A 13,963-nucleotide genomic window follows, 5' to 3' on the forward strand; every position below is an offset into this window, starting at 1 on the left:
GGTGAGCAAGCTGACCATGGGTGGGCGCATACGAAAACCACCCAGGGTTCGCGGTGGAACCGTGGGTGGTTTATGCAGGCCCGCACGGGGGCGGGGCTTAGCCGATTAGTTACATCGGCTGGCCAGCGCCTGCCGGTGGCGGGTTCTTGCCATCGTCGTCGGAGTTGCCGAGCCCCGGCTTTTCCGAAGGCACGTCCGGGGAAATGACATCTGGCTCGCCGTTGGTGTCGATGCCATCATTGCTGGAACCGGAACCGCCGTCCTTCGGGCCACCATCCTTCGGATCGTCGCCCTCTGGGCCGCCGTTACCGTCGCCGTTGTCGCCATCGGAATCGGAGTCGGAATTATCCGAAGCGGAACCGTCGGCGGCCTCGTCGGAGGGGTTGTTGTCGCGCACGGAGGCATCGGCAAGCGAGGGCTCATCGATGTCATCCGGCAGCGGCTTCGGGCGCGGGGTGAAGGTGAAGGTAGCGCCGGAGTCGTCCTTGGACTCGCCGTCCCAGCCTTCGACGTCGACCGAGATGATCTCGCCGGCGCCAATCTCGCCGAAGAGAATCTTCTCCGAGAGCTGGTCCTCGATATCGCGCTGAATGGTGCGACGCAACGGGCGGGCACCAAGAACCGGGTCGAAGCCGCGCTGGGCCAGGAGGTTCTGGGCTTTATCGGTGAGCTCGATGCCCATATCGCGCTCTTCCAGCTGGGTACCCACGCGGTCAATGAGCAGGTTAACCATCTGCACGATCTGCTCGCGGGTGAGCTGGTGGAAGACCACGACGTCATCGATACGGTTCAGGAACTCGGGGCGGAAGTGCTTCTTCAGCTCGTCGTTAACCTTCGCCTTCATGCGCTCGTACTGGGCGTCCGAATCGTTCTCGCTGGCGCCGGTAAAGCCCAAGCCCACCGGCTTCGAGATGTCCTGGGTACCCAGGTTCGAGGTGAAGATGAGGACGGTGTTCTTGAAGTCGACGACGCGACCCTGGCCATCGGTAAGCCGGCCGTCTTCCAGCACCTGCAGCAAGGTGTTGTAGATCTCCTTGTGGGCCTTTTCGATCTCATCAAAAAGCACCACGGAGAACGGCTTGCGGCGAACCTTCTCGGTCAGCTGGCCGCCCTCTTCGTAGCCAACGTATCCCGGAGGAGCACCGAAGAGGCGGGAAGCGGTGAAGCGGTCGTGGAACTCACCCATATCGATCTGGATGAGGTCATCATCCGAACCGAAGAGGAAGTTAGCCAGCGACTTCGACAGCTCAGTCTTACCCACACCGGACGGGCCGGCGAAGATGAAGGAACCGGAAGGACGGCGTGGATCCTTCAGGCCTGCACGGGTGCGGCGGATGGCGCGGGAGACGGACTTGACCGCCTCGTCCTGGCCAATGATGCGCTTGTGCAGCTCCTCTTCCATGTTGAGCAGGCGGGAAGATTCCTTCTCCGTCAGCTTCAGCACGGGGATGCCGGTCCAGTGCGCCAGGACCTCAGCGATTTGGTCCTCGCCCACCTCGGCGATTTCCTCCAGGTCACCGGAGCGCCACTGCTTTTCCTTCTCGGAGCGCTCCTCGCCCAGCTTGCGCTCGTCATCGCGCAGGCCGGCGGCCTTTTCGAAGTCCTGGGCATCGATAGCCGCTTCCTTTTCCCGGCGAACCTCGGCAATGCGGTCATCGACCTCGCGCAGGCCCTTCGGGGCGGTCATGCGCTTAATGCGCATGCGGGCACCGGCCTCATCGAGGAGGTCGACGGCCTTGTCCGGCAAGAAGCGGTCATTGATGTAGCGGTCCGCCAGCTGCGCGGCGGCGTGCAGCGCCTCATCGGTGTAGGACACGCGGTGGTGCGCCTCGTACTTATCGCGCAGGCCCTTCAGGATGAGGAAGGTGTCATCCAGCGAAGGTTCATCGACCTGCACCGGCTGGAAACGACGCTCCAGCGCGGCATCCTTTTCGATGTGCTTGCGGTACTCATCCAGGGTGGTAGCACCGATTGTCTGCAGCTCGCCGCGGGCCAGCTTGGGTTTTAGCAGCGAAGCGGCGTCGATGGCACCTTCGGCAGCACCGGCACCGACGAGGGTGTGGATCTCATCGATGAACAAGATGATGTCGCCGCGCTGGTTAATTTCCTTAAGAACCTTCTTCAGGCGTTCCTCAAAGTCACCGCGGTAGCGGGAACCGGCAACCAAAGAACCCAGGTCAAGCGAGTACAGCTGCTTGTCCTTGAGAGTTTCTGGGACCTTGCCGTTAACAATGTCCAGCGCCAAGCCCTCAACCACTGCGGTCTTACCAACGCCAGGCTCACCGATGAGCACTGGGTTGTTCTTGGTGCGGCGCGAGAGCACCTGCATGATGCGCTCAACCTCGGACTCGCGGCCCACGACGGGGTCTAGCTTGCCGTCCTTGGCTGCCTGGGTGAGGTTGCGGCCAAACTGGTCTAGCACGAGCGAGTTGGAGCGCTCGCCCGAGCCGCCGGAACCACCGCGCCCACCGGCACCGGCACCGGGACCTGCGCCCGCGCCGATGGGGCCTGGGGCCTGGTTCGAGTCGCCGCCGCCTTCTTGCTGGCCGCCCTCGTAGCCGGACAGCAGCTGGATAACCTGCTGCCGCACGCGCGGCAGATCAGCGCCGAGCTTCGTCAGCACCTGTGCGGCAACGCCGTCGCCCTCACGGATAAGTCCGAGCAGGAGGAACTCCGTACCGATGTACTTGTGCCCCATCTGCAGGCCCTCGCGCAAGGACAGCTCGAGGACCTTCTTAGCGCGCGGGGTAAAAGGAATGTGGCCGGTGTGCGGCTGGCTGCCCTGGCCAATGATCTCCTCTACCTCACGGCGCACGTCCTCCAAGGAAATGCCCATGGACTCTAGAGCCTTGGCAGCTACACCTTCTCCCTCGTGGATAAGGCCGAGCAGGATGTGCTCGGTTCCGATGTAGTTGTGGTTAAGCATGCGTGCTTCTTCTTGCGCCAAAACGATGACGCGACGAGCACGGTCTGTAAACCTCTCGAACATGACTCCCCTAAACTTTCGCTTCTAATGTGGTACCCACTGTAACGCCGCACGACCCAAAGGATTTCCTCTTTTTGGCCCCCATTGCCCTATAAACGCCCCAAACCGCCCATACTCGCAGCTCACATGGGTGTACGCCGGTAGCGAACAGGCTCTATTTAGCCTAGAATCTTCTACATTCTCCCTGCCGTCTCGTAGATACGAAGGAATAAAACAGCCGTGCCGCACCTTCCCGAATTCTTTGCTTCCCAGCACAACCTGCATGAAAAGGCAGTGCTGGATGAGGGGCCCAATTCCACCCTTTTTGCCGTGGAGGACGGCTCCACCCATGAGGAACTCACGGTGGAGATCTTCGCGGCGGGGGTAGAGGGCATCGTCAAGGCCTCTACCGCCCTGCACGGCCTGCACCACCCCGCGCTCGCCGCCCTGGAGGGCTCTGGCACCACCGCGGATGGCCAGGAATTCTTGGTCCGCAAGGGCTGTAAGGGCACAGCCTTGCCCGCGCTTGCCGATGCCCCCACCAAACCCCGCGCCCAAGAAATCCTCACCCCCGTGGCCGGCGCGGTGGATTTCCTGATTAGCCGCAACCACGCGGATTTCGCCGTCCATGGGCTCAAGGCTGAGCGCGTGTTCGTGGATGAGGATAAAGAGGTCGCCGTCCTCGCCGCCGCGGGCCCAGGTGGTGCCAGCACGGCGGAGGAATCGGCGGAGGAAACCGCCGAGAAAACTCCAGAAAAGGCCGAGAGCGTGACCGGCGCCGATGCCGTACGCGCCTTCCAAAAACTCGTTGCCGCCACGTGCCCTTCCTTTACGCCGGACAAAGATTACTCGAGCGCCAAAGAGGTCGTGGCAGCGCTGCGCCCCGAGCGCGATCTCGATACTTCGCAGTTCCCGCCGGTGCAGGCCGAAGAGCCCGAGTCCCAGCCGCAACAACAGTTCCCACCGCAACCGCAGCAGCAGTTCCCGCCGCAGAACCAGGCGGGCCCCCAGTATCAGCCGCAGTATCAACAGCAATACCAGCAACAGCCGGTACCACCGATGAATGCGGCCCCGCCAAAGAAGAAGGGCAAGGGCGGGCTCATCGCGCTCATTTCTGTTTTGGCCGTCATCGCAGTGGCTGCGGCGGGAGCGTTGTGGTATTTCCTGTCCTACCCCAGCTGGGATGACAAGGAAAAGAACCTAGCGAATGCTTATCCGAGCCTGATTGGCTCGCGCAGCGGTCAAGACGGCGCGCTCGGTGCGGAGTGTTCCTCCCGCGCCCCAGAGGATGGTCAAGAAGCGAAGATCACCTGCTCGGGAGACGGTTTCGACTACACCGCCGCCTACTACCCCAGCGTGGAAGAACGCGATGCGGTCCTCCCGGACGCTGACCCAGTAGAGCTGTCTAACGATAGGTGCACCATCCAAAGCTACGAGGCCTCAACGGATCCGCAGACCTACGTTATGGCCGTGGAAGGCACCCAATCCATCTTCATGGTGTGGGGCGACGATGCCGAAGCCGCGCGGCTAAAGCTGCCGCTGTGTGCGCAGTAGGCGTCGCAAGATAACCGGCGGCGGGATGGCCCGGAACGCCCGCGCGGAGGCCACTCCGTCGGCGCGTCGGGCGACGTGCAGCTTCCCGGCACGGGGACTAGTCTTCGGCGGGCACGCGTTTGAGCAGGGGCGCTAGCACGAGCACGAAAAGCGAGAGCACGCCGGCGAAAAGGAAGGCCCAGTGCGCGCCTTGGGCGGTGGCGGCGGCCTCGCTCATCCCCTCGGCTTGGCCGGATTTGGTGCCGCTGGTCAAAAAGGCCACGAGGAAGGCGGTACCCGCCGCGCCGGCGAGTTGCTGCAGCGTATTTAGAATGGCAGAGCCGTGGGAGTAGAGGTCATCGGGAAGCGAGGACAGCGAGACCGTCATCAGCGGGGTCATCATGAGCGCGATGCCCACGGCGAACAGGATATGCATGCCGATGACCATCCACACCTCGCTGTTTTCTGTCAGCAGGGTCATCAGCCAGATGCCGGTAGAAAACATGACTGCGCCGGGAATCAACAGCGGCCGAGGTCCAAGGGCGTCATAAATCCGTCCCACAATCGGGGAAATCCCGCCCTGCAAAAGGCCGCCGGGCATCACCACGAGGCCGGTGACCAGCGAGGATACCGCTAGCGAGGTCTGTAGATAAATGGGCAGGATATTCACCGTGCCCAGCAGCAGGGCGAACATGAGCAGCATGGCGATGACCGCGAGGGTGAAATTGCGGACTTTAAACAGGCGCAGGTCCAAAAGCGCGCGGTTTACCTTAGCCAGCCGGAGTTGGCGCACGGTAAAGGTAATGAGGGTGAGGACGCCGAGGAGGAGCACGAGGGCATCGGCAAGCGAGCCGCCCTCCACCATCTTCTCGATGGACGATAGGCCATAAATGAGCCCGCCGAAGGCCAGGGCGGATAAGAATACCGACGGGATATCGAGCGGGGTATCCCTGCGCTCGCCCACATTGACCAGGCGGAAGTAGCCGGCGATGCAAATAGCGGCGATGAGCGGGACCATGGTCCAGAAGATGACGTGCCAGGTCGCCATGCTCAAAATGAACCCGCCGACGGTGGGGCCCAGGGCCGGCGCCACGGAGATGACCACGGTGATAATGCCCATGACGGTGCCGCGACGTTGCGGTGGAACGAGCGTCATGGCCACGGTCATAAGGGTAGGAATCATCAGCGCGGTACCGGCGGCCTGCAGCACGCGGCCGGCAAGCAGCAACCCAAAGGCCGGGGCGAGGGCCGCCAGCACCGTGCCCGTGAGGAAAACGCCGGTGGAGGCGCCAAAAATCTGCCGGGTGGTGAATTTATCCATCAGGAACCCGGTGGTGGGAATGACCACACCCATGGTGAGCAAGAAGCCGGTCAGCAGCCACTGCGCGGAGGTCGCCGGGATGGAGAAATCCGCCATGATGGTGGGCAGCGCCACCGAAAGGGCGGTTTCATTCAAAATCATCACCATCGCGGAGAGCACCAAGATGGTGAGGTTGACTATGACCTCTGCGGAGATTTTCGGAGCGGGATTCTGAGACACCAAATCAGGATACTGACTTGGCTAAACCTGCAAAACTTGGGGCGTATGATTTAGATGTCTTTTCCTGCACCCTCGATTCACGTTAGGCAATCCCACAGTGCATTTCCTCAATGATTCCCGCCCGCCCTACGAGCTGACCTACTCGGATGTATTTATGGTGCCGAACCACTCAGATGTTGGCTCGCGGCAGGCGGTCGACCTCACCGCGGCCGATGGCACGGGCAATACCATCCCGCTCATCGTGGCGAATATGACCGCGGTGGCCGGCCGCCGTATGGCAGAGACCATCGCCCGGCGCGGCGGCATGGCCATCCTGCCGCAGGACCTCAGCCTGGAGGCCGCGGCGGAGACGATCGCCTCGGTAAAGGCCGCCGACCTGGTCTATGACACCCCTATCACCATCAAGCCGCACCATACGGTGGGCTATGCCAGCAACCTTTTGCACAAGCGCGCCCACGGCGCGGCCATCGTGGTCGACGGCGCGCTGCCGGTAGGCATCATCACGCCAAAGGATCTGCGCGGGCAGGATAATTTCACCGCCGTGGGCGAGCTCATGACCACTGATTTGGTCACTTTGCCTGTGGGCATCGACCCGCAGGAGGCCTTTACCCGCCTGCGCGCAACCTCGCGCAAGCTCGCCCCAGTGGTCAATCCGGATGACACGCTGGCGGGCATTTTGACGCGCAAGGGTGCGCTGCGGGCGACGATGTATAAGCCGGGCATCGACAAGCAGGGGCGCCTGCACATCGGTGCCGCGGTGGGCATTAATGGCGACGTTGAGGGCAGGGCGCGGGCGCTTGCCGATGCCGGCGCTGACGTCCTCGTCATCGATACCGCCCACGGCCATCAAGACAGCATGCTGGCGGCGCTGCGCAAGGTCAAGGCCCTGGATCTGGGCCTACCGATTGCCGCTGGCAACGTCGTCACGGCCGCCGGCGTGCGCGAGCTGGCCGAGGCGGGCGCGGATATTATCAAGGTCGGCGTGGGCCCCGGCGCGATGTGCACCACCCGCATGCAAACCGGCGTGGGCCGCCCGCAGTTTTCCGCCGTGCTGGAATGCGCGGCCGCGGCTCGCGAGGTGGGTGCGCACGTGTGGGCCGATGGCGGCGTGCGCGATCCCCGCGACGTGGCCCTGGCGCTGGCTGCGGGCGCGTCCAATGTGATGATTGGCTCCTGGTTCGCCGGCACCTTTGAATCGCCCGGTGACCTGCACAAGGACGCCGATGGATCGTTCTACAAGGAATCGTTCGGCATGGCCTCGCGCCGGGCGGTGCGCGGGCGCAATTCCGCCACCGAGGCCTTCGAGCGCGCCCGCCGGGAGATGTTTGAGGAAGGCATTTCCACCTCGCGCATCTACCTCGATCCGGAGCACGGCGGCGTGGAGTATTTGGTAGACCGCATCATCTCCGGCGTGCGCTCATCCTGCACCTACGCCGGGGCCGATTCGCTGGCTAGCTTCCACGAGCGCGCCACCGTGGGCGTGCAATCGGCGGCCGGTTTTGCCGAGGGCCAGCCGCGGGCCACCAACCGCTAGGGCGCTTTGGGCGCGTGCTACTTTTGCAAGTATGTTGACTCGCTATGACCAGGCGGCCTCGCGCGCGGCCGCGCGGGTTATGGGGCAGTATTCCACCAGTTTTTCCCTGGCCACGCGCCTGTTGCGCGGGCGGGTGCGCGAAGACATCCGCCACGTTTATGCCGTGGTGCGCATCGCGGACGAGCTTGTCGATGGCACCGCACATCAAGCCCGCATCGATGCCGCCGCCGCGCTCGATGCCTACGAGGCCGCTATCTTGGCGGCTCCGGAGAAAAGGCTGCACACCGATCCCATCGTGCATTCCTATGCCATTACCGCCAGGCGCTGCGGCTTCCAGCGCGATCATCTCGTGGCTTTTTTCGATTCCATGCGCGCAGATCTCACCCATCGGGAGTATTCCGCTTCCGAGCTCGCCGAGTATATCTACGGCTCCGCCGAGGTCATCGGCTTATTGTGTGTGCAGGTCTTCTTGGCGGAAGAGACCGTCTCCGCCGCCGATCGCGCCACGATGGACCGCGGTGCGCGCTACTTGGGTTCCGCGTTTCAAAAGATTAACTTCCTGCGGGATCTGGGCGAGGACTCCTCGGTCCTGGGCCGGGCCTATTTCCCGCAGGCCGCTGGTGGCGAGCTTTCCGAGGCCGCCAAGTCCGCCCTCATCGCCGAAATCCGCCGCGAGCTCGCCGCCGCCGAAAAAGCCATACACCTCTTGCCGCTATCCGCCCGCGTTGGCGTGCGCGCGGCCGCCGATATCTTTGCCGAGCTAACCAACCAGCTCGCCGCTACCCCCGCCGCGGAGTTAAAAACCACCCGCATATCCGTGCCGAATCGCACCAAGGCGTGGATGGCCGCCCGCGCGGTGCGTGCGGTGCGATAGCGCACCGCACGTAGATGAAGAACCCCGCCGAAGACTGAATACTAAGGAGAACATCATGCACGCTGTCGTCATCGGGGCCGGCATCGCCGGCCTTGCCACCGCTGCCCTCCTGGGAAAAGAGGGCTACGAGGTTACCGTCGTAGATTCCCTAGACGAGGTAGGCGGACGCGCGGGCAGCTATACGGAGGCGGGGTTCCGCTGGGATACCGGACCGTCCTGGTACCTCATGCCGGATGCCTTCGACCACTTCTTTTCCCTCTGCGGTACCTCGACAGAAAAGGAACTGGATCTGCTGGGCCTCTCGCCGGATTACCGCGTCTATACCGGCGGCCCCGCCGAATCCGCTCCTGGCACCGGCTCGCGCCCCACCCCCGTGGATATTCACTCCGGGACCGATAACGTTGCCCACCTCTTCGAATCGATTGAACCAGGTGCTGGCAGCCAGGTGCGCACTTATTTAGCAGATGCCAGCGACGCCTACCACGTAGCGCTCGATCACTTTTTGTACACCACATTTTCGGCGCCGTTGAACCTGGTGCATGTAGATATTCGGCATCGGCTAGCGCGGATTGCAGCGCTGCTGACTACCAGCTTGCAAAAACACGTCAACGGGCAATTTTCGGATACGCGCCTGCGCCAGATTCTGAGCTACCCAGCAGTTTTTCTCTCTTCCGAGCCCGCCGCGGCCCCAGCACTGTATTCCCTTTTAAGCCATACCGACCTGGTGGAAGGCGTGCGCTACCCCCTCGGCGGATTCCACGCAGTGGTGCAGGCCATTTACCGCCAAGCAGAAAAATTCGGCGCCACATTCCGCTTGGGCGAAGAGGTCACCGCCATCACCACCGCCAGCGGGTCTTCCACACGTGCCACCGGCGTCCGCACGACAACCGGGCATATCGATGCCGATATTGTGGTCTCCGCCGCGGATTTGCACCATACCGAAAATCAGCTGCTTCCCCGGAAACTGCGCACCTATCCGGAGCGCTACTGGGCCCGCCGCAATCCGGGGCTGGGCACCGTGGTGGTACTTGCCGGTGTGCAGGGCAAGCTCCCGCAGCTAGCTCACCATACCTTTTTGTTCAGCCAGGACTGGGACCCCGATTTCCGCGCGGTCTTTTCCGCACCGGACCCAAAACGTCCCCTCGGCGCCTCTGAGTCCATCTACATTTCGAAGGTTTCTGCCACCGACGCGAATGTCGCACCGGAAGACCACGAAAACCTGTTCTTCCTCATCCCCGTACCCGCTGTAGAAGCCTACGGGCACGGCGATGCCTACCACCCCGAGGCTTCCCCGCGCGTTGCTGCTATTGCCGATGCCGCCCTCGACCAGCTTTCCCGCACCGCCGATATTCCTGACCTCCGCGAGCGACTCACCATCACACGCAGTCTCGGACCAGCCGATTTTGCCGAGCGCTATCACTCCTGGTCAGGTGGAGCTTTGGGGCCAGCGCATACGCTATTTCAATCTGCATTCTTCCGCGGGCGCAATGCCTCGCGCAAGGTGGCCGGCCTCTACTACGCTGGTGCGACCACCGTGCCGGGCGTCGGCGTGCCGATGTGCCTGATTTCTGCAGAAAACATCATCAAGCGCCTGCGCGGCGATACCTCCGCTGGGCCCCTGGCAGGCTAATCGAGGTTACGCGTCGAGCAGCACGACGCGGCTAATCCCGCTCCGGTCCTGACAATTGGGCAATCTGTTGCTTGGCTCAGTGTCATCGAGGAATTTCGGTGCAGCAAAGCTGCATTCCCACTCGCCGATATTCAGGATGCCACGCGTATTGACCTCTTTAGGCTTGAACTCATAGTGCACATAGTAATCCACCACTTCCATTGCCTTGGAGCAGTTGGTGCCATCTACCTGCACATAAACATTTTTAAGGCCCCATTTAGTCTCCATCTGTCCACAGATGGTGCCTTGCTCCGCATAGCCGTTGGAATCCGGTTCTAATGGATAGGTATCGGCGGAGAACTGACCGTTATCTTTAAGAGTGAAGTGATGACCGTTGACGGTGACCATAAATTCATCCTCATGTGGGGCCGAAAAGGTCACGCCACTGATTTCTACCTCTTCGCCGGCATTGAGTGGTTGTGCTGGAACAAGATCGCCCGGCTCGACTACAGCCGCAGGAAAGAACCCTGCGCCTTTCTTGTAGCTAACCATATTGGCCTCCCATTGCGGGATTTCCGGGTCCGGCAGAATTGGTGGGTCGGAGAATTGTACGGAGCACCACGGGCCTTCAGATTGCTCATTGAAGGAGCACTGAACCTTCCCATCGGGGCTTTTTACTCCCCAAGAGTTCATCTGCTCGTATGCGGGACCGGTCGCGAGAAAGTCTTTGGCATCGCGCTGTTTAAGACCGTGAGAATCTTTCTCCTCCTCCGTCTGCTTAGTCGTTGTGGTTGTCTCTTCCGTTGACTCAGGAGCGGAGGTTTCTTCCGAGGATGCCTGCGTTGTGGGCGAACTAAAGGCCTGGTTCTCCGCGTCATCGTCGGGCGAAGAGCACGACGCGAGGCCGACTGCTAATAAGGGGACGGATAGGAGAGATACGATTCTTTTCATATATTCAGTTTCGCACAGTATGTGCACCATCACATGAGTTTGCAAGCCCTACCGGCGCCGCTGCCTGCGATTGCGAAAACAAAATCCGCCGACCCCAGTGAAGTCGGCGGATTCGGTGATTGCAGCAGCGTTGCGGGCTACTTCTGTTCCTCCAGCAAAGTGCGACCTCCGATGCACAACGTCTGATGCAATAGGTCCTCGGTGATAACTGAGCAAACTCGGCCCTGAAATGTAGCATTTTCCGCTCAGATATCACCGAGGAGGTTGCACTTTTGTGAAGTCGATAGAAGTAGGCGTGCGACTCGGGCTGCGAGGCACACGCGGCGGGTGCAATGGGCAAACAAAAAGGCTGCAGCCAAAGGAAGGCTGCAGCCGGTGTCGTTGCGCTAACGGTGCCCGCGCGGGTGGGCACCGAGTGGGAGCGCCGGGTATGGACTACTTCTGTTCCGGCTTTACCAGTGGGAAGAGCACGGTCTCGCGGATACCGAGGCCGGTCAGGGCCATGAGCAGGCGGTCCATGCCCATACCGGTACCGGCCGTGGGCGGCATGCCCTGTTCCATCGCGGCGAGGAAGTCCTCGTCCAAGACCATGGCTTCCTCATCGCCGCCGGCGGCAAGGCGGGCCTGATCCTCGAAGCGCTCGCGCTGGACAACGGGATCGACAAGCTCCGAGTAGCCGGTGGCCAGCTCGAAGCCGCGCACGTAGAGGTCCCACTTTTCGGTCACGCCGGGTTCGGAACGGTGCTGGCGGGTTAGCGGGGAGGTCTCCACCGGGAAGTTCTTCACAAAAATGGGGCCTTCCAGTTGGTCCTCGCACAGGACCTCCCAGATTTCCTCCACCAGCTTGCCGTGGCCCCAGCCCTCGCCCTGCGGCACGTCGAGGCCGATGACCTTGGCAATGCCCTTCAAGGTCTCCACGTCGGTATCGATGGTGACCTCCGGCTGGCCGGGGAACTTGCGCTGCAAGGCCTCGTTCAGGGAAGGATACATCTCGATTTCGGGCCATTGCTCGCCGCCGAAGTCGAAATCGGTGCCGTCGGCAAGCGTGACGGTAGTGGAACCAAAGACCTCGCGGGCCACGGACTGGATGGATTCGCGGGTCATGCGGGCGCAATCGTTGTAATCGCCCCAGGCGGCGTAGGTCTCTAGCATGGCGAACTCCGGCGAGTGGGAGCGGTCCACGCCCTCGTTGCGGAAGTTGCGGTTGATTTCAAAGACGCGGTCGATGCCACCGACGACGGCGCGCTTCAAGTACAGCTCCGGGGCAATGCGCAGGTAGAGGTCAATATCGAGCGCATTGGAGTGGGTGATAAACGGGCGAGCGGCCGCACCACCGTGCAGGGTCTGCAGCATCGGGGTTTCGATCTCTACAAAGTCCTGGCCTTCCAGGTAATTGCGCAGCGCGCGCATGACCTTCACGCGCACCATGGCGTTCTTGCGGGCCTCTTCGCGGATAATGAGGTCGTTATAGCGCTGGCGCACGCGGGTATCTTCAGCCATTTCCGCGAAGGACACCGGCAGCGGGCGCAGGGACTTAGCCGCCATGGTCCATTCCTCAGCCATGATGGACAGCTCGCCACGGCGGGACGCAACCACGTGGCCGCTAACGGAGATGAAGTCGCCCAAGTCCACATCGGACTTCCAGGCATCGAGGCGCTCCTTGCCCACCTTGGCCTGCGAAAGCATGGCCTGCATTTGGGTGCCATCGCCGTCCTGCAAGGTGGCAAAGCACAGCTTGCCGGTATTGCGCATGAAGATAAGGCGGCCAGCAATGGCGTGGGAAACCTCGGTTTCCTCGCCGGGCTCCAAGTAGGTCACGTCCTCTTCATTGCCCGGCTCTTCGCCCTCGGCCACTACGCGGAAGTCATGGCGCAATTCCTTAAGCGCGATGGTGCGCTCGACGGATACCGGGTAGGCCTCTACGCCGGATTCGAGCAGGCGGTCGCGCTTTTCACGGCGGATGCGCAGCTGCTCAGGGACATCATTTACTTCAGTATTCTTCTGCTCGCTCACGTTAGCCTAGGGTAGTCGATCCCAGCTGCTACCCGCGATTTGGCCCAGCTATGTCTACCAAAGCAGCGAAAGGGCGCACAGACCGCAAGCACACACCATGACGTTGTATCGACTGAGAACACTAACGATTCCTACAAAATATCGTTTAAGCCTGCGCTTCCCCACCTATAAAAAGAATCCGGCCCTGAGATAGTTTCTCAGCGCCGGTATTCTGTAGCTGCGGGTACTGTCCCGCTTTATAGCTAAGATATTATACCTATTCTAAAAGAAAGACAAGTGTGTGATGCCTAAACTGACATATCGTGCGGCTAGGCAAATAGAACGGGCTATCCCTCCTGCGCGCTTCCAGACATATAAGCAAGCCACGGTAGGGCTTGTTGAGGCAGCTCAGCTTTATCTATGGAATATACAAGCCTCCAGCGCGGTTACCGAGCTGACGGGGATAGTTGAAGTCTTGCTTCGTGACACAATCGATATGCGTCTCCGTCAATGGAATGCTACTCTCGGAGGTCATGAAGATTGGATTGTGAATCCGGCTCCAACGATTTTGCAACATCTAGTTCGTCCCAATGTCCCCGCTTCATGGCAGCCCCGAAATGATTCAGACCTATATCCAAGGTGGTGGGAGAAGAAGGCACTGGATAATTATGCTAAGCCCCATCCCGGTAGCCGTTCTGTGAGGTCCGTTCCACCAACTCACGATGATTTGGTGGCGAGTTTGAACTTCGGTTCATGGACTAGCATTCTTCCTTCCCCGAATGCTGGTCCTCGAAACAAACGAGTCGAAATATGGAACTCAGCACTGTCATCAGGATTTCACGGCGTTCGACATGAAGCGGTATATCGCTATGCCCATGAACTACGGTGGATGAGAAACCGAGCTGCTCATCTACGGCCAATGCTTGATATTAATCGTCTCTGGTCTACGCATCGCTACGCGATAC

At 61.2% G+C, this 13,963-nt stretch carries 8 protein-coding genes; 4 read left to right on the forward strand and 4 right to left on the reverse strand.

The genetic code is table 11. From position 1 onward, the window contains the following. Positions 1–109 precede the first annotated feature (109 nt). A complete protein-coding gene (locus ABRP84_RS07890; RefSeq protein WP_239268416.1) occupies positions 110–2,989 on the reverse strand; it encodes an ATP-dependent Clp protease ATP-binding subunit in 2,880 nt (959 codons plus the stop codon). 216 nt (positions 2,990–3,205) lie between these two features. Here ABRP84_RS07890 and ABRP84_RS07895 point away from each other — a divergent pair, with 216 nt between their 5' ends. Further along, the gene (locus tag ABRP84_RS07895) at positions 3,206–4,519 is read left to right on the forward strand and encodes a serine/threonine protein kinase (protein WP_349853251.1); all 1,314 of its coding nucleotides are present in this window, start codon (positions 3,206–3,208) and stop codon (positions 4,517–4,519) included. A 97-nt stretch (positions 4,520–4,616) separates the two neighbouring features. Here ABRP84_RS07895 and ABRP84_RS07900 read toward each other — a convergent pair whose 3' ends face one another. Then, positions 4,617–6,038 (reverse strand): MDR family MFS transporter, encoded by a 1,422-nt coding sequence (locus tag ABRP84_RS07900; protein WP_349853252.1) that lies wholly within the window; start codon positions 6,036–6,038, stop codon positions 4,617–4,619. A 97-nt stretch (positions 6,039–6,135) separates the two neighbouring features. Here ABRP84_RS07900 and ABRP84_RS07905 point away from each other — a divergent pair, with 97 nt between their 5' ends. From ABRP84_RS07905 to crtI, 3 genes are read left to right on the forward strand one after another with little or no spacing between them, the layout of a single operon-like run. Next, on the forward strand, positions 6,136–7,572 hold the full coding sequence (locus ABRP84_RS07905) for a GuaB1 family IMP dehydrogenase-related protein (RefSeq protein ID WP_349853253.1): 1,437 nt from the start codon (positions 6,136–6,138) through the stop codon (positions 7,570–7,572). A gap of 31 nt (positions 7,573–7,603) precedes the next feature. Next, on the forward strand, positions 7,604–8,446 hold the full coding sequence (locus tag ABRP84_RS07910; protein ID WP_349853254.1) for a phytoene/squalene synthase family protein: 843 nt from the start codon (positions 7,604–7,606) through the stop codon (positions 8,444–8,446). A 55-nt stretch (positions 8,447–8,501) separates the two neighbouring features. Further along, the gene (gene crtI, locus ABRP84_RS07915) at positions 8,502–10,076 is read left to right on the forward strand and encodes a phytoene desaturase family protein (RefSeq protein WP_349853255.1); all 1,575 of its coding nucleotides are present in this window, start codon (positions 8,502–8,504) and stop codon (positions 10,074–10,076) included. Positions 10,077–10,082: 6 nt separating this feature from the next. Here the strand turns inward: crtI and ABRP84_RS07920 are convergent, their stop codons facing one another. Then, positions 10,083–11,006 carry a hypothetical protein gene (locus tag ABRP84_RS07920; RefSeq protein ID WP_284869450.1) on the reverse strand — a complete coding sequence of 308 codons (924 nt, stop codon included), beginning with the start codon at positions 11,004–11,006 and terminating at the stop codon, positions 10,083–10,085. A gap of 435 nt (positions 11,007–11,441) precedes the next feature. Continuing rightward, positions 11,442–13,019 (reverse strand): lysine--tRNA ligase, encoded by a 1,578-nt coding sequence (gene lysS / locus ABRP84_RS07925; protein WP_284869449.1) that lies wholly within the window; start codon positions 13,017–13,019, stop codon positions 11,442–11,444. Positions 13,020–13,963: the final 944 nt, after the last annotated feature.

It is taken from the genome of Corynebacterium sp. KPL2861 (genome assembly GCF_040225475.1).
In the GTDB taxonomy this organism is placed as follows: domain Bacteria; phylum Actinomycetota; class Actinomycetes; order Mycobacteriales; family Mycobacteriaceae; genus Corynebacterium.

Coding starts and splice junctions, on each gene's coding strand:
- ABRP84_RS07890 (WP_239268416.1), bottom strand. CDS start 2,989: ATGTTCGAGAGGTTTACAGACCGTGCTCGTCGCGTCATCGTTTTGGCG.
- ABRP84_RS07910 (WP_349853254.1), top strand. CDS start 7,604: ATGTTGACTCGCTATGACCAGGCGGCCTCGCGCGCGGCCGCGCGGGTT.
- crtI (WP_349853255.1), top strand. CDS start 8,502: ATGCACGCTGTCGTCATCGGGGCCGGCATCGCCGGCCTTGCCACCGCT.
- ABRP84_RS07920 (WP_284869450.1), bottom strand. CDS start 11,006: ATGAAAAGAATCGTATCTCTCCTATCCGTCCCCTTATTAGCAGTCGGC.